Here is a 16812-nt window from a genome sequence, read left to right as displayed (position 1 = left end):
GACATGGCCGAGGCATCCCGCCCCCGCACCCTGGCCGAGAAGGTCTGGGAGGACCACCGCGTCGTCACCGGGCAGGACGGCGCGCCGGACCTCATCTACATCGACCTGCACCTGCTCCACGAGGTCACCTCCCCGCAGGCCTTCGAGGGGCTGCGCCTGGCCGGGCGGCGCCTGCGCCGCCCGGACCTGACCATCGCCACCGAGGACCACAACACCCCCACCCAGGACATCTTCCGGCGCATCGCGGACCAGACCTCCCGCCAGCAGATCGAGACGCTGCGGGCCAACGCCGCCGAGTTCGGGGTGCGCATCCACTCCCTGGGCGATGCCGAGCAGGGCATCGTGCACGTCGTCGGCCCCCAGCTGGGGCTGACCCAGCCCGGCATGACCGTGGTGTGCGGGGACTCGCACACCTCCACCCACGGGGCCTTCGGGGCCCTGGCCTTCGGCATCGGCACCAGCGAGGTCGAGCACGTGATGGCCACCCAGACGCTGTCCCTGGCCCCGTTCAAGACCATGGCGATCACCGTGGACGGGCACCTGAAGCCCGGGGTCACCGCCAAGGACATCATCCTGGCGGTCATCGCGAAGATCGGCACCGGCGGCGGGCAGGGATACGTCCTGGAGTACCGGGGATCCGCGATCGAGGAGCTGTCCATGGAGGGCAGGATGACCATCTGCAACATGTCGATCGAGGCCGGAGCCCGGGCCGGGATGGTCGCCCCGGATGAGACCACCTTCGCCTACCTCAAGGACCGCCCGCACGCCCCGCAGGGGCAGGAATGGGAGCGGGCGGTGCAGTACTGGCGCTCCCTGCGCACGGACGAGGGCGCGGGCTTCGACGCCGAGGTCGTCATCGACGGCGACGCCCTGGAGCCCTTCGTCACCTGGGGCACCAACCCCGGCCAGGGGGTGCCGCTGTCCGAGGCCGTGCCGGATCCGGGCAGCTTCGCGGAGGAGAGCGCCCAGGCCTCCGCGGCCAAGGCCCTGCAGTACATGGACCTGCGGCCCGGGACCCCCATGAAGGAGATCCCGGTGGACACCGTGTTCCTCGGCTCGTGCACCAACTCCCGGATCGAGGACCTGCGCGCGGCCTCCGAGATCCTGCGCGGGCGCACCAAGGCCGAGGGGGTGCGGATGATGGTCGTGCCCGGCTCCGCCCGGGTGCGCCTGCAGGCCGAGGAGGAGGGCCTGGATCGGATCTTCACCGAGTTCGGCGCGGAATGGCGCTTCGCCGGCTGCTCGATGTGCCTGGGCATGAACCCGGACCAGCTGGCCCCGGGGGAGCGCTGCGCCTCGACCTCCAACCGCAACTTCGAGGGACGCCAGGGCAAGGGCGGACGCACCCACCTGGTCTCCCCGCTGGTCGCCGCGGCGACCGCGGTGCGCGGGACCCTGAGCTCCCCGGCCGACCTGCCCGCCGCACAGCCGGTGCCCGCCTGAGCCCCGCCGCGCTCCCGAGCGGATCCTCGATCCCCGCCCCTTTCGTCGAAGAAGGCCCCGTCATGGAACCCATCACCCGCCACACCGGCATCGCCGCCCCGCTGCGCGCGGGCAACGTGGACACCGATCAGATCATCCCCGCCGTCTACCTGAAGCGGATCACCAAGACCGGATTCGACGACGCCCTGTTCGCCGGCTGGCGCAAGGACCCCGACTTCGTGCTCAACCAGCCGGCCTTCCGGGCCGCCTCCGTGCTGGTGGCCGGACCGGACTTCGGCACCGGCTCCTCCCGGGAGCACGCCGTCTGGGCGCTGAAGGACTACGGCTTCCGCGTGGTCATCTCCGCCCGGTTCGCCGACATCTTCCGCGGCAACGCCGGCAAGCAGGGACTGGTGGCCGCCCAGGTCGAGCAGCCCGACGTCGAGCTGCTGTGGAAGGCCATCGAGGAGGAGCCGGGCCGGCAGATCACGGTGGACCTCACCGAGCGCACCGTGGTCTGCGGCGGGCTGCAGGTGCCCTTCCGGATCGACGAGTACACGCGCTGGCGGCTGATGGAGGGGCTGGACGACGTCTCCCTGACCCTCTCCCACGAGCAGGAGATCGAGGACTTCGAAGCCCGGCGGGCCAGCTTCAAGCCCCGCACCCTGCCGGTGCGCACCTGAGGGGTCGCGCCGGCCCCGCAGCCGGTGCGCGCGGGGCGAATCCACCCCGGTCGCCGGTCCGGGGAATTGGCCTGGACGTGAAACTGAAATAATCTGGGGACGTCCTTTCCGCGACCATCGGCGCTGGTGAGGGCTGCTCGGGCCGCGGCCAGACCGCGCGGCGTTCCCCTCACGATTGGACAGCTATGATCGGCGCTTTGAACATCAAGGGCGGTGAGCCCCTCCGCGGTGAGGTGGCCGTGCGCGGGGCCAAGAACCTCGTCCCCAAGGCCATGGTCGCGGCGCTGCTGGGCGCCAGCCCCTCGGTCCTGCGCAGCGTCCCGGAGATCAAGGACGTCACGGTCGTCACCGACCTGCTGTCCCTGCACGGGGTCACCGTCACCAAGGACCCGGACAACGGGGACCTGACCCTGGACCCGACCAACGTCTCCGTGGCCCAGCACGCGGACATCGACGCCCACGCCGGGGACTCCCGCATCCCGATCCTGCTGTGCGGCCCGCTGCTGCACGCCATCGGCGAGGCCTTCATCCCGGATCTGGGCGGATGCAAGATCGGGGACCGGCCCATCGACTACCACCTGCAGGTGCTGCGCAACTTCGGCGCCGAGGTGGACAAGCTGCCCTCCGGCATCCGCATGATCGCCCCCAAGGGTCTGAAGGGCGCCAAGATCGAGCTGCCCTACCCCTCCGTGGGGGCGACCGAGCAGGTGCTGCTGACCGCGACCCGCGCGGAGGGCAACACCGAGCTGCGCAACGCCGCGACCGAGCCGGAGATCATGGACCTGATCGCGATCCTGCAGAAGATGGGCGCGATCATCACCGTGCAGACGGACCGGGTCATCCACATCGAGGGCGTGCCCGAGCTGTCCGGGTACAACCACAAGGCGCTGCCGGACCGCATCGAGGCGGCCTCCTGGGGCTCCGCGGCCCTGGCCACCGGCGGGGACATCTTCGTGCGCGGGGCCCGCCAGGGGGACATGATGGCCTACCTGAACACCTTCCGGAAGCTCGGCGGCGGCCTGGACATCACCGACGAGGGCATCCGGTTCTTCCACCCCGGGGGCAAGCTGAACCCGCTGATCGTGGAGACCAACGTGCACCCCGGGTTCATGACGGACTGGCAGCAGCCGCTCGTGGTGGCCCTGACCCAGGCCGACGGCGTGTCCATCGTGCACGAGACCGTGTACGAGAACCGCTTCGGCTTCACCACCGCCCTGAACCGGATGGGCGCCTCCATCCAGCTGCACCGCGAGTGCCTGGGCTCGGTGCCCTGCCGCTTCGGGCAGCGCAACTTCCTGCACTCGGCCGTCATCTCCGGACCGACCCCGCTGCACGGGGCGGACATCAACATCCCGGACCTGCGCGGCGGCTTCAGCCACCTCATCGCGGCCCTGGCGGCCGAGGGCGACTCGAAGGTCACCGGGGTGGAGCTGATCAACCGCGGCTACGAGCGCTTCGTGGACAAGCTGCAGGCCCTGGGCGCGCGCTTCGACGTCGACGACGCCGCGGGACGCTGATCCGGATGGCCTCCCAGCAGCCCGGCCCGAGCGGTCACGGCACCGCGGCGGCGGCCCGCGCCACCGGCAACGGCCCCACTAGGGCCGGGGATGCCCTGTTCCACGTGGCGGCCACGGTGGTGCGCGCGGTGTACTCCCTGGCGCTGCGCAAATCCTGGTCGGGTGAAGAGCACCTGCGCCGCGACGGCGGCTACATCGTCGTGGCCAACCACGTGACCGAGGTGGATCCGCTGACCGTGGCCTACCCCGTCTACCGCTCCGGCACGATCCCGCGCTTCCTGGCTAAGGAGTCCCTGTTCCGGGTCCCGGTGCTGGGCGCGCTGCTACGGGCCACCGCCCAGATCCCCGTCTTCCGCGGGTCCATGGACGCCAGCAGGTCCCTGAAGGCGGCCCGCGCCGTGGTGGACGCCGGGGGAGCGGTGATCATCTACCCGGAGGGCACCCTCACCCGGGACCCGGACCTGTGGCCCATGGCCGGGCGCACCGGGGCGGCCCGGCTCGCCCTGGCCACCGGGGCGCCGGTGATCCCGGTGGCCCACTGGGGCGACCAGGAGCTGCTGCCCCCGCACGCGAGTTGGCCCCGCCTGTTGCCGCGCAAGAGCGTGCGCACCCTCATCGGGGCGCCGCTGGAGCTGTCCGATCTGGTGGGCGAGGATCGCACCCAGCACGTGGACCGCGCGGTGCTGACCGAGACCACCGAGCGGATGATGTCCGCGATCACGCAGCTGCTGGAGCAGCTGCGCGGGGAGAGCGCCCCGCCCGGGCGCTGGGATCCCCGACAGGGCCGGCGCGTGAGCCACCCCGAGCGCTGAATCCCGGGAGTCCGGTGCCAGACCGGGCCCCGGCTGATCCTCGGGCCCACGGTCCGGGATGGAGGAGGACGACGATGACCGCACAGCCCGCACCGCACCCCGACGCCGCACGCCACGTCGACGCAGCACCGCACCCCGACCTCGCCCCGGACCCGGCCCCGCAGGGCGGGCTCCCGGGGAAGGTGGCGGTGCTGGGGGCGGGCAGCTGGGGCACGGCCTTCGCCAAGATCACCGCCGACGCCGGAGCCCAGACCCGAAGCCCCTGGCCGGTGGCCGTGTGGGGCCGGGACGCCCAGGCCATGGAACAGGCCCAGCGCCTGCGCACCAACGACCGCTACTTCCCGCACACCCGCCTGCCCGAGGCGCTGGAGTTCTCCTCCGACGCCGCGGCCGTGCTGGACGGGGCCGACGTCGTCGTGCTGGGGCTGCCCGCCCAGGCCCTGCGCGCGCAGCTGGAGGCCGTGCGCGAGGCGGTGGCCCCCGAGGCCGTGCTGATCTCCCTGGCCAAGGGCCTGGAGCGGGGCACCGGCCTGCGGATGTCCGAGGTGGTCGACCAGGTGCTGCCCGGGGCGATCGAGCGGGTCGCCGTGCTCTCCGGGCCGAACCTCGCCCGGGAGATCATCCAGGAGCAGCCCACCGCCTCCGTGGTGGCCGCCCGACACGCCGACGTAGCCGCGCGGGCCGCGGCCGCGTGCAACGCCCCGTACTTCCGCCCGTACACCTCCGCGGATGTGGTGGGGGCGGAGATCGGCGGACTGGTCAAGAACGTCATCGCCCTGTGCGTGGGGATCTGCGAGGGCCGGGACTACGGAGACAACTCGAAGGCCTCCGTGATGACCCGCGGCCTGGCCGAGACCACGCGCCTGGCCCTGGCCCTGGGCGGGCGCCCGGAGACCATGGCGGGACTGGCCGGGATGGGGGACCTGGTAGCCACCTGCTCCTCCCCGCTGTCCCGCAACCACACCGCGGGCCGCCTGCTCGGGGCGGGGCTGAGCGAAGCGGAGGTCGCCGCGCGCATGACCCAGACCGCGGAGGGCATGAAGTCCGCCCGGGTGGTCCTGGAGCTGGCCCGGCGCCACGGGGTGGAGATGCCGATCGTCGAGGCGGTCGTGGCGGTGCTGGAGGGGCGGGTCGCGGTGGAGCAGCTGCAGCCGATGCTGCTGGGCCGGCGCCTGAAGGCCGAGACCCCGCACCGGGACTGATCCCCGCACTCCGGGCCGCTGAGCCCGGCGACGGCGGATATCCGCACCGCGCGGGAATTGCGTCAGAACATTCTTCGCTAATTCTCCCGAGCATATCCGCGACGTCACATCGCCGTCATCTTCGCCGATATCCCCGAATATTGCGCCGATGATGCAGATAATGGTTGCGACAGCAGGTGAGACCGGGCTTCCGCGATCGCGGAGACCCGCGCTGCCGCCCACCCTGACCGCCCTCGCCCAGGAGCCCGCGATGAGCCCCAGCACCCGCACCGTCGCACCGCCCGACCGCGCCACGAGACCGACGCCCGCCGCCGAGCGCTCCCGCCGGCTGCGCGCGGGCTGGCCCTCCACGGTCCTGGCGAAATGGATCATGGCCGTCACCGGGGTGATCTTCGCGCTGTTCGTCCTGGTCCATATGATCGGGAATCTGAAGGTCTACACCGGGCCCGAGCACTTCGACGCCTATGCCCTGTGGCTGCGCACGCTCCTGGAGCCGCTGCTGCCCTATGAGGGCTTCCTGTGGATCTTCCGCACCGTGCTGCTGATCTGCCTGGTGCTGCACGTGTGGTGCGCGGTGGTGATCTCCCGGCGGGCCAGGATCGCCCGCGGCCCCCACCGCCGGCGCGGCCTGCGCGGGATGGACTCCTTCGCCGCGCGCACCATGCCGGTCACCGGCATCGTGCTGCTGCTGTTCATCGTCTTCCACCTGCTGGATCTGACCGCCGGGGTCGGGGTGGCCCCGGAGGGCTTCCAGCACACCACCCCCGAGGCCAGCCACGCCTACGCCAACCTCGTCGCCAGCTTCTCCCGGCCCTGGGCCGCCGCGGTGTACATCGTGGCCATGGTGATGCTCTTCCTGCACCTGGCCCACGGGCTGTGGTCCGCGCTGTGCGACGTCGGGATCACCGTCGCCGAGCGCGTGCGCGGCACCGTGATGCTGCTGTGCGGGGCGTACGGGCTGGCCGTGATGATCGGCAACATCTCCATCCCCCTAGCCGTACTGACAGGAGTCGTGCGATGAGCCAGAGGATCGACGTGGACGCCGTGGACCCCCGGATCGTGCACGGTGAGCCCGTGGACGGGAAGGTCCCGGAGGGAGACCCGGCCACCGCCTGGGCCCGCCGGCGCGACGAGTACCGGCTCGTCTCCCCGCTGAACCGCCGGAAGTTCGAGGTCGTGGTGATCGGCACCGGCCTGGCCGGGGCCGGGTGCGCCGCGGCCCTGGGGGAGCTGGGCTACCGGGTCACGGCCTACACCTTCCACGACGCCGCCCGCCGCGCCCACTCGGTGGCCGCCCAGGGCGGGATCAACGCCGCCCGGGCCCGCAAGGTGGATAACGACTCCCTGCGCCGCTTCGTCAAGGACACCGTCAAGGGCGGGGACTACCGCGGCCGGGAGGCCGACGCCTTCCGCCTGGCCGAGGAGTCCGTGCGCGTGATCGACCACATGAACGCCATCGGCGCGCCCTTCGCCCGGGAGTACGGCGGGCAGCTGGCCACCCGATCCTTCGGCGGCGTGCAGGTCTCGCGCACGTACTACACCCGCGGGCAGACCGGGCAGCAGCTGCAGGTCTCCGCGGCCCGCGCCCTGCAGCGCCAGGTGGCCGCCGGCTCCGTGGACCTGCACACCCACTGCGAGATGCTGGACGTGATCGTCCACGACGGCGTCGCCCGCGGCGTCGTGCTGCGGGACCTGATCACCGGGGAGGTCTTCTCCCACACCGCCCACGCCGTGGTCCTGGCCACCGGCGGGTACGGCAACGTGTTCCACAAGTCCACCCTGGCCCGCAACTCCAACGCCACCGCCGCCTGGCGGGCCCACCGGCGCGGGGCCCTGTTCGCCTCGCCCTGCTACATCCAGTTCCACCCCACCGCCCTGCCGGTCAGCGCCTCGTGGCAGTCCAAGACCACGCTGATGTCCGAATCCCTGCGCAACGACGGCCGGATCTGGGTGCCGAAGGAGGCCGGGGACGAGCGCGCCCCGGGGGACATCCCCGAGCAGGAGCGGGACTACTATCTGGAGCGCAAGTACCCCGCCTACGGCAACCTCACCCCGCGGGACATCGCCTCCCGGGCCGCCCGGGAGCAGATCGAGGCCGGCCACGGCGTCGGGCCCCTGCGCAACTCCGTGTACCTGGACTTCCGCGACGCCCTGCAGCGCCTGGGCACCAGGGTCATCGACGAGCGCTACGGCAACCTCTTCGCGATGTACCGCGACGCCACCGGGGAGGACCCCCACGAGGTGCCCATGCGCATCGCCCCCGGCGCGCACTTCTCGATGGGCGGGCTGTGGACCGACTACGACCAGATGTCCAGCATCCCGGGGCTGTTCGTGGCCGGGGAAGCCGGCTGGGCCTACCACGGGGCCAACCGGCTCGGGGCCAACTCCCTGCTCTCGGCCTGCGTGGACGGCTGGTTCACCCTCCCGTACTCCGTGCCGAACTACCTCGCCGGGCACCTCGGCGAGCAGCCGCTGGACGGGGACCACCCCGCGGTGCGCGCCGCCGTCGACGACGTGCGTCAGCGCATCGAGCACCTGCTGGGCATCGGCGGGAGCACCAGCCCGGAGAGCTTCCACGCGCAGCTGGGGGAGATCCTCTACCGGCGCTGCGGGGTCTCGCGCACCGCCGAGGGGCTGCGCCGCGGCATCGCCGAGATCCGGGAGCTGTCCGAGCGCTTCCACCGGGACCTGCGCGTGGTCGGCACCGGCGAGCGGCTGAACCAGGAGCTGGAACACGCCGGGCGCGTGCAGGACTACCTGGAGCTGGCCGAGCTGATGTGCGTGGACGCCCTGGACCGGGACGAATCCGCCGGGGCCCACTTCCGCGAGGAGCACCGCACCGAGCAGGGCGAGGCCCTGCGCGACGACGAGCACTGGTGCTTCGTCTCCGCCTGGCAGCGCGGAGCCGACGGGCAGCACATCCGCCGCGCCGAGCCGCTGACCTTCACCGCCGTACCCCTGCAGACGAGGAACTACTCATGAGACTGACCATCGAAGTCTGGCGCCAGGACGGACCCGAGGAACCCGGGCGCTTCGAGACCCACAGCATCGAGGACGCCGCCGAGGAGATGTCCCTCCTGGAGCTGCTGGACCACCTCAACGCCCAGCTGGTGGCCGAGGGCCGGGAGCCGGTGGCCTTCGACTCCGACTGCCGCGAAGGGGTGTGCGGGACCTGCGGGATCACGGTCAACGACCAGCCGCACGGCCCCGAGGCCAACACCCCCTCCTGCCGCCAGCACCTGCGCTCCTTCTCCGACGGGGACACGGTGCGCCTGGAGCCGTTCCGCTCCGGGGCCTTCCCCGTCGTGCGCGACCTCGTGGTGGACCGCTCGGCCCTGGACCGGGTCGTGCAGGCCGGAGGCTTCGTCGCCGTGGACGCCGGCACCGCCCACGACGCCGACGACGACCGGATCGGCCACGACCAGGCCGAGCGGGCCCTGGACTTCGCCGCATGCATCGGCTGCGGGGCCTGCATCGCCGCCTGCCCCAACGGGGCGGCGAACCTCTACGCCGGGTCCATCCTCGAGCACCTGGCCACCCTGCCCCAGGGCGCCCCGGAGCGCACCGAGCGCGCTCGCGGCGTCGTCGGGCAGATCGAGGAGGAGTTCGGCCCGTGCTCCGTGTACGGGGAGTGCGCGGTGGTCTGCCCGGCGGGGATCCCGCTGTCCGCGATCAGCGCGGTCAACCGGGAGCGGGCCCGGGCGGCGCTGCATCGCCGCTCCCGCGGCTGAGCGGCGGCCCGGTCGCGGCCGGGACTGGGTCCGGAGCGGGCCACCCGCGGTAGGATCGGGGACGTCCGCCGCACCCGTGAACCCGAAGGGCATCCATGACCATCGCGACCAGCCAGGCCACCGACCGCACGACCGTGGGGATCCTGTTCGGCGGACGCTCCTCCGAGCACGCCATCTCGGTGATCACCGCCGCGGGGGTGCTGCAGGCCCTGGATCGCGGCACCTACGAGCCCGTGCTGATCGGGATCACACGCGACGGGGTCTGGCACCTGTCCGATGAGCGGGAGCTGACCGCGACCCGCGAGGCCGACACTCTCCCGGAGTTCACCGGGCAGGGCCCCGAGGTGCACCTGCCGCTGGGCGGGCCCACCGCCCACCGGGAGCACCTGGTGCTGCGCGAGGCCGACGGATCCTTCCGCGAGGGCCCCCGCCTGGACGTGGTCCTCCCCCTGCTGCACGGTCCCTTCGGAGAGGACGGCACCCTCCAGGGCCTGCTGGAGATGGCCGGGCTGTCCTACGTCGGCTCCGGGGTCACGGCCTCGGCCGTCGGGATGGACAAGCACTTCATGAAGATGGCCTTCGAGGCCGCCGGGCTGCAGGTGGGCCCCTACCGGGTCATCACCGCCCGGCAGTGGGAGCGGTCCCGGCAGGAGAGCATCGAGCGGGTCCGGGAGCTGGGGCTGCCGGTGTTCGTCAAGCCCGCCCGGGCCGGATCCTCCTGCGGGATCACCCGGGTCGAGGACTGGGCCCACCTGGAGGCAGCGGTCGCCGAGGCCCAGGAGTTCGACCCCAAGGTCGTGGTCGAGGCCGGGATCGAGGGCCGGGAGATCGAGTGCGCCGTGCTCGACGGGCACCACCACGACACCCCGCGGGCCTCGCACCCGGGGGAGGTGGTCGTCGTCGGGCAGGAGGACGCCTGGTACGACTTCGAGACCAAGTACGTCCAGACCGAGGACTCCGTGCTGCGCTGCCCCGCGGACCTGCCGCAGCCCGTGCGCGATGACATCCGCGCGCAGGCCGTGCGGGCGTTCCTCGCCGTGGACGCCGAGGGTCTGGCGCGGGCGGACTTCTTCTGGACCACGGATGAGCGCGTCGTGATCAACGAGATCAACACCCTGCCCGGGTTCACCCCGATCTCGATGTACCGGCTGATGTGGGAGGAGACCGGCATCGGCTACGCCCAGCTGGTCGACGAGCTGCTGCGCCTGGCCCTGGAGCGCCCCGTCGGACTGCGCTGAGCCCGGCGCGCTGCGGGCTCAGCGGTGGTACTGCAGATCCTGCACGGACTGGCACCTCTTGGTCTGCGGGATCTGGGAGACCGCGGAGTCCAGCTCGGTGAGCAGGGAGGAGGAGGGCACCTTCGAGGCGTCGAAGGTCACCCGGATCGCAGGGGTGCGCCCGAAGGTGGTCGCGGTCCACGTGCCCGTCGGGTCCTCGGACCGTTCGCCTGCCGACGCGGAGGAGGCCGCGGGGCTCGGACTGCCGGAGGTGGCGCGGGTGGGGGAATCCGAGGCCGCCGACGCCGGGTCCGCCTGATCGTCCTCCCGGGCCAGGATCCAATCCACCCCGTTGACGCTCACGCACGGATCCGCGACCGGCTCCTGCACATGCACCCCGCACTTGAGCACGATCGCCGCCGGATCCCCCCAGGCCGTGGTGGCCTGGGCGGTGGTCTCGCGCTGGTCCAGACCGGTCAGCTGGGTGGGCATGGCCACCATCGCGGGCGCGCATGCGGGATCCGCGGCATCGGGGGCCGGATCCAGCGTCACGGCCGCCCCCGCGCAGCCGCTGAGCAGCAGCGCCCCCGCCAGGGTGCCCGTGAGGATCAGGACCCGGCGGGTCTGTCTTTTCCGAGGGGCGGTCCGTACACTGTCAGACGGCGAGGGCAGGGCGGCGGCTGGGGATGACACGGTCCCCAGGGTAGTCCACCGCAGCGGCCGACGCCGGGGCGGCACCAGGCCCCGGGAGACGGCGCCCGAGCCCGTCGCCGCCGAGAGAACCGCCGTGCCGTGCGCAGGAAGGAGCTTCCATGGACCGCAGAGCCCACCCCCGGCGGGCAGCCCGCGCGCGGGCCCTCGGCGTCGGCGCGCTGACCTGCCTCGTGGGCACCTGCGTGGGAGGCGCCGCCCTGGCCCAGGAAGCGCCTGGACAGCCCACCCCCGCCCCGCAGGCCACCTCGAGCGCATCCGCCTCCGCGGCCCCCGATCCCACGGGCGCCCCTGCCCCCACCGCGCAGCCCACTACCGCTCCCGCGCCCAGCGCGAGCGTCGAGCCCACGGCCCCTGCGGTCCCCACCACCGCGCCCAGCGCCACCCCGGCGGGGCAGCCGACGCCGGCCCCCACCGCTCCGAGCGCGACCCCCGCGCCCAGCGCATCCCCCACGTCCAGCCCCGCGCCGAGCCGATCCCCGTCGGCCTCGCCCACCCGCTCCGCGCAGCCCACGCCCACCCGTGAGCCGACCCGCGAGCCCACGCAGGAGCCCACCCGCGCCCCGGCGCCCCAGCCCAGCGCCACCGGCGGTTCCGGTGGTGCGGGCGGCGCGCCGTCCTCCGGCGGGTCGGACGGCGGCTCGGCGGCCTCCGACGTCGCGCCCGGACGTCAGGAGGCGGCCGTCCCCTACACTCCCGGCACCCGGGAGTCGCAGGCGCGGGTCGAGGGTACGGGCGGCTCCTCGACTCGGCCCCAGGCGCGGGGACGCGCCGATGAGCACGGCGGGTTCTCCCCGCTGCGCGAGCACGGCGGAGAGCCGACCTTGGCCGGAGTCTCCGGCTGGGTCAGCTACTACCTGGATCGCGACGACGGCTCCGCCCGCTCGGACCGGACCTCGGGCGGGGCCCCCGTGGATTCCAATGACAACGCCGGCGTGCAGGCCGTGCGCGGGGAATCCGGGGACGCGGGCCTGAGCACCGAGGCCGGCGCGGGGACCCCGGACCTCTCCGCGCTGCGCGGACCGATCCCGATCATCGTGTTCTCCGCCCTGGCCCTCGGGGGGATCGTGCTGGTCATCCACCGCTCCTCCCGGACGCTGGGCGGGCCCCGTCGGGCCGGACGCCGATGACCCCGGCCCACCACGCGGCCCAGCAGGGGCGGGAGCCCGCCCCCGGCACGGCCGCGGCGACCGGGGAGGAGGGGATCCTGCGGCGGATCCTGCCGATCTTCGCCGCGCAGCCGGCGGGCCGCTCCCCGGAGGGCCCGCGCGTCGTGGAGGGCCCCGGGGACGATGCGGCCGTCTACGACCTGGCCGGACGCCTCGCGGTGCTCAGCACCGACACCCAGACCCAGGGGGAGGACCACCTGCTCCGGTGGCCGTGCGGGCACCGCACCCGCGGTGCGGAGCTGGGCTGGAAGTCCGCCGCGCAGAACCTCGCCGACCTCGCCGCGATGGGCGCGGACCCGCTGAGCCTGGTGATCTCCCTGAGCTTCCCCGGGACCACCGCGGTGGACTTCCTCGAGGACATGGCCCGCGGCTACGTGGCCGCGATCCGCGCGCTGGGGGCCGACGCCTGCTCGGTGGACGGAGGGGACCTGGGCGGGGCCGGGGAGCTGTCCGCGACCGTCGCCGCCCTGGGCGCCTGCCGCGGGATGCCGGTGCGCCGGGACGGGGCCCGGCCCGGGGACGTCGTCGTGCTGGCCGGGACGCTCGGACGCGCCGCGGCGGGGCTGGACCTGCTGCTGCACGAGGACTTCGACCCCGGGGACATCCCCACCGAGGAGGACACCGCGCACGCCCGGCCGGGTGCGCGGGATGCGGATCGGCGGGCCCTGGCGGACCTGGCCGCCACCCAGCTGCGCCCCTGCCCGCCCCTGGGCGCGGGCCCGGCCCTGGCGGGTGCCGGGGCCCGGGCCATGATCGACGTCTCCGACGGCCTGGTGCGCGACGCCGGGCGGCTGGCCCGGGCCTCCGGGGTGCAGGTGCGGCTGGACTCCCCGGCCCTGAGCGGGCTGCGCGCGGACCTGGAGCCGGCCGGGCGCCTCCTCGGACGGGACCCGATGGACTGGGTGCTGACCGGGGGAGAGGACCACGGGCTGCTGGCCTGCCTGCCTCCACAGGCGCCCCTGCCCCCCGGGGTGCGTGCGATAGGCTCGTGCCGCAAGAACCACAGCGACGACGAGCACAGGGACGACCCGCCCGTGACCCTGGACGGAGGCGTCCCCGAGCACCTGGGATGGGATCACTTTGGCGGGTAGGACGGCGACCGGCGCGGAGGCGCTGCGCGACTGGCTGAGCACCGCCGCCGCGGCCCTGGAGGAGGTCCGCGAACCCCTGGACGCCCTCAACGTCTTCCCCGTGGCCGACGCCGACACCGGCGGAAACCTCGCCGCCACCGTGCGCGCCGGGGCCGACGCCGCCCGGCTGGTCGGCACGAGCCTGCTCGGGGAGCTGCTGGGCATCTGCGCCCAGCACTGCCTGGAGGAGGCCCGCGGCAACTCCGGGACCCTCCTGGCGGTCATGCTCGCCGGGATGGCCGAGCCCCTGACCGACGCCAAGCGCCTGAGCGCACCGGAGCTGGCCGCGGCCCTGGACCACGCGCGGGTGCGCGTCACCTCCGCCCTGAACGACCCCGTGGAGGGCACCATCTGGACCCTCGTGCGCACCGTGGCCGAGGCCTCCGAGGAGTGGGTGGCCCGATCCACCGAGGAACCGGATTCCCACCGGGGGTTGGTCGCCCTGCTCGAGCACCTCGTGGAGGAGGGCTGCCGGGCCGTGGCCGCCTCCGGGGAGCAGCTGGAGGTGCTGCGCGGCACCGGACGGGTGGACGCCGGGGCCCTCGGCGTGCTCATCGTCCTGGACTGCCTGAGCCACACTGTGGCCGGGAAGGCCTACCCCGGGGCCCCCGAGCGCCCCTACGGGAGGTGGCTCACCACCCCCGAGCCCGCCGACCGGAACCCGTCGGCCCATCCCTCGCGCGGGCCCGCGACCGATCCCGACGCCGTCGAGTTCATGTGCACGATCGCGCTGGACCCGCTGGCCGCGGCGACCGTGCGCCACGAGCTGACCGGCATCGGCGACTCCGTGATCATGACCGCCATCGACCCCACCGGGCCGAGGATGCGCTGGAAGGTGCACGTGCACGTGGGCACGGCCGCCGAGGCGATGGCCGTGCTCACCCGGCACGGCCGACCCACCGGCATCACCACCGAGACCCTCGCCCCGGGAGAGCGCTCGTGACCCGCCTGGAGGACCGGCCCCTCACCGAGGTCCTGCACCCGCAGACCGCGAAGGCCCTGAGCCGGCACCTGGGCCTGGAGACCGTCGGGGACCTGCTGGAGCACCTGCCGCGGCGCTACCTGCCCCGCGGGGAGCTGACCAGCTTCGCCGAGCTGCAGGAGGGCCAGGAGGTCTCCCTGATCTCCCGGGTGCTCTCCGTGCACACCCGCTCCCTGCACACCCGCCGCGGCTCGATCGCCGAGGTCACCGTCACGGACCAGCTGGACCCCGCAGGCACCGGCCCCGCACCCGCCCCGGACACGGCGGCGGCGCGCCTGGACGGCCTGGCGGGCACCGACATCGGCGTGGCCCCGGCGGACCCGGGACAGACCATGACCCTGTCCTTCTTCAACGCCTGGACCGCGGCCAAGGACCTGCACCCCGGGGATCACGTGATGTTCTCCGGGAAGGTCTCCGAGTACCGGGGCCGACTCACCCTGACCAACCCGCACTACGCGGTGCTCACGGACCTCGCGGCCGCCGCGGACCCGCAGGCCGCCCAGGCGCCGATCCCCGTGTACCCCGCGACCGCGAAATACACCACGGACCGGATCGCCGCCGCCGTCGCCGCGGTGCTGGACGGCACGGATCTGACCCAGCTGGAGGACCCCGTCCCGGAGGCCCTGCGCCGCCGTCACCGGCTGATGCCGATCGCCGCGGCCTACGAGGCGGCGCACCGCCCCGACGATGAGGAGCAGCCGCACCGGGGTCTGCGCACCTTCCGCTACCGGGAGGCGCTGATCCTGCAGACCGTGCTGGCCCGGCGCGCCCACCGGTGGGAGTCCCGGCGCACCAGCGCCCACCCGGCCCGGGAGGACGGGCTGCTCGCCGCCTTCGACGCCGCCCTGCCCTTTCGCCGCACCGACGGGCAGGTGCGGGTCGGGGAGGAGATCGCCGCGGACCTGGCCGGCACCCGGCCCATGAACCGGCTGCTGCAGGGCGACGTCGGCTCCGGGAAGACCCTCGTGGCCCTGCGGGCGATGCTGCAGGTCGCCGACGCCGGGGCGCAGGCGGCGCTGCTGGCGCCCACCGAGGTGCTGGCCGGGCAGCACCTGCGCTCGCTCACCGCCGCCCTCGGGGACCTGGCCGCCCCGACCGGGCCCGTTCACGTGGCGCTGCTCAGCGCCTCCCAGCCGGCCGCCGCCAAGCGCCAGACCCTGCTGGACATCGCCACCGGCGCCGCGCAGATCGTCGTCGGCACCCACGCGCTGCTCGGCGAGCAGGTGATCTTCGAGAACCTCGGGCTCGTGGTCGTCGATGAGCAGCACCGCTTCGGGGTGGCCCAGCGCCACGCCCTGAGCGGCTCCGACCAGGCCCCGGCCCATCGGCTGGTCATGACGGCCACCCCCATCCCGCGCTCGGTCGCGATGACGGTGTTCGGGGACCTGGAGACCTCCGTGCTGGACGAGCTGCCGGCCGGGCGCCGGGAGGTCGCCACCCACGTGGTCTCCCTCGCCGCGCACCCCGGCTGGGAGCAGCGGATCTGGCAGCGCGCTCGGGAGGAGGCCCAGGCCGGGCACCAGGTGTTCGTGGTCGTGCCGACCATCGAGGACGGCGGCCCCGCCCGCCCCGGCACCGGCGCGCCCCTGCAGTCCGTGGAGGGTCTCTCCGCCCGCCTGGCCGGGATGCCGGAGCTGGCCGGGGTGCGCATCGGCATCCTGCACGGCCGGGTCCCGGGGGAGGAGAAGACCCGCATCATGCAGGAGATGGCGGCCGGGCGGATCGACCTGCTGGTCGCGACGACGGTGATCGAGGTGGGGGTGGACGTCCCCAACGCCACGCTGATGGTCATCATGGACGCGGACCGGCTGGGCATCTCGACCCTGCACCAGCTGCGCGGGCGCATCGGGCGCGGGAGCCTGCCCGGCACGTGCCTGCTGGTCACGGAGCAGGAGGAGGACGGGCCCTCGATGCAGCGCCTGCACGCGGTGGCCTCGACGCGGGACGGCTTCGCGCTGTCCCTGGCCGATCTGGAGCAGCGCCGCGAAGGCGACATCCTGGGCGCCAGCCAGTCCGGCACGCACTCGACCCTGAAGACCCTCTCCGTGCTGCGCCACCCCCAGATCATCGCCCAGGCCCGCGCCGATGCCCGGGAGCTGGTGGCCGAGGACCCCGAGCTGTCCCGGTGGCCGGATCTGGCCGCCGCCGTGGAGCGGGCGGACTCGGATGAGGCCAGCCGCTACCTGGAGCGCGGATGAGCCGCGCGGCGGGTCGGGCAGCGGTGACGGCGCAGCGG

14 protein-coding genes are annotated in these 16812 nt (G+C 73.8%); 13 read left to right on the top strand and 1 reads right to left on the bottom strand.

Annotated features, from left to right (window positions below; genetic code table 11):
* The first annotated feature begins 3 nt into the window (after positions 1-3).
* The 9 genes from leuC (at position 4) to AC0VXQ_RS06395 (ending at position 10605) form a co-directional block, all read left to right on the top strand.
* A complete protein-coding gene (gene leuC, locus AC0VXQ_RS06435) occupies positions 4-1443 on the top strand; it encodes a 3-isopropylmalate dehydratase large subunit (protein WP_058731254.1) in 1440 nt (479 codons plus the stop codon).
* Between the two features lie 62 nt (positions 1444-1505).
* Complete coding sequence (gene leuD / locus AC0VXQ_RS06430; protein ID WP_058731253.1) at positions 1506-2105, top strand: 3-isopropylmalate dehydratase small subunit; 600 nt, start codon at positions 1506-1508, stop codon at positions 2103-2105.
* A 185-nt stretch (positions 2106-2290) separates the two neighbouring features.
* A complete protein-coding gene (gene murA / locus AC0VXQ_RS06425; protein WP_058731252.1) occupies positions 2291-3622 on the top strand; it encodes a UDP-N-acetylglucosamine 1-carboxyvinyltransferase in 1332 nt (443 codons plus the stop codon).
* Positions 3623-3627: 5 nt separating this feature from the next.
* Complete coding sequence (locus AC0VXQ_RS06420) at positions 3628-4434, top strand: lysophospholipid acyltransferase family protein (RefSeq protein WP_475528037.1); 807 nt, start codon at positions 3628-3630, stop codon at positions 4432-4434.
* Between the two features lie 74 nt (positions 4435-4508).
* Positions 4509-5636 (top strand): NAD(P)H-dependent glycerol-3-phosphate dehydrogenase, encoded by a 1128-nt coding sequence (locus AC0VXQ_RS06415; protein WP_081046039.1) that lies wholly within the window; start codon positions 4509-4511, stop codon positions 5634-5636.
* Between the two features lie 250 nt (positions 5637-5886).
* Positions 5887-6657, top strand: coding sequence for a succinate dehydrogenase cytochrome b subunit (locus tag AC0VXQ_RS06410; protein WP_475528034.1), 771 nt, complete (start codon positions 5887-5889; stop codon positions 6655-6657).
* Complete coding sequence (locus AC0VXQ_RS06405; protein WP_196826298.1) at positions 6654-8618, top strand: fumarate reductase/succinate dehydrogenase flavoprotein subunit; 1965 nt, start codon at positions 6654-6656, stop codon at positions 8616-8618. The genes AC0VXQ_RS06410 and AC0VXQ_RS06405 overlap by 4 nt, the downstream gene beginning before the upstream one ends.
* Complete coding sequence (locus tag AC0VXQ_RS06400; RefSeq protein ID WP_475528031.1) at positions 8615-9367, top strand: succinate dehydrogenase/fumarate reductase iron-sulfur subunit; 753 nt, start codon at positions 8615-8617, stop codon at positions 9365-9367. The genes AC0VXQ_RS06405 and AC0VXQ_RS06400 overlap by 4 nt, the downstream gene beginning before the upstream one ends.
* 95 nt (positions 9368-9462) lie before the next feature.
* A complete protein-coding gene (locus tag AC0VXQ_RS06395; protein WP_475528030.1) occupies positions 9463-10605 on the top strand; it encodes a D-alanine--D-alanine ligase family protein in 1143 nt (380 codons plus the stop codon).
* Positions 10606-10623: 18 nt separating this feature from the next.
* Here AC0VXQ_RS06395 and AC0VXQ_RS06390 read toward each other — a convergent pair whose 3' ends face one another.
* Positions 10624-11163, bottom strand: coding sequence for a DUF3515 family protein (locus AC0VXQ_RS06390; RefSeq protein WP_231377303.1), 540 nt, complete (start codon positions 11161-11163; stop codon positions 10624-10626).
* A gap of 233 nt (positions 11164-11396) precedes the next feature.
* Here AC0VXQ_RS06390 and AC0VXQ_RS06385 point away from each other — a divergent pair, with 233 nt between their 5' ends.
* The 4 genes from AC0VXQ_RS06385 to AC0VXQ_RS06370 are packed head-to-tail and all read left to right on the top strand — an operon-like array spanning position 11397 to position 16774.
* Entirely contained in the window at positions 11397-12425 is a 1029-nt protein-coding gene (locus tag AC0VXQ_RS06385) for a hypothetical protein (protein WP_404434634.1), read from the top strand.
* Positions 12422-13555 (top strand): thiamine-phosphate kinase, encoded by a 1134-nt coding sequence (gene thiL / locus AC0VXQ_RS06380; protein ID WP_129357457.1) that lies wholly within the window; start codon positions 12422-12424, stop codon positions 13553-13555. The genes AC0VXQ_RS06385 and thiL overlap by 4 nt, the downstream gene beginning before the upstream one ends.
* On the top strand, positions 13545-14537 hold the full coding sequence (locus tag AC0VXQ_RS06375; RefSeq protein ID WP_404434632.1) for a DAK2 domain-containing protein: 993 nt from the start codon (positions 13545-13547) through the stop codon (positions 14535-14537). Before thiL ends, AC0VXQ_RS06375 begins: the two co-directional genes overlap by 11 nt.
* Positions 14534-16774, top strand: coding sequence for an ATP-dependent DNA helicase RecG (locus AC0VXQ_RS06370; RefSeq protein ID WP_133566080.1), 2241 nt, complete (start codon positions 14534-14536; stop codon positions 16772-16774). Before AC0VXQ_RS06375 ends, AC0VXQ_RS06370 begins: the two co-directional genes overlap by 4 nt.
* Positions 16775-16812 lie beyond the last annotated feature (38 nt).

The organism is Rothia sp. QJM3NY_36 (genome assembly GCF_056173115.1).
Note: the sequence above shows the minus strand (reverse complement) of the source record. Positions and strands in the feature narration are given on the sequence as shown.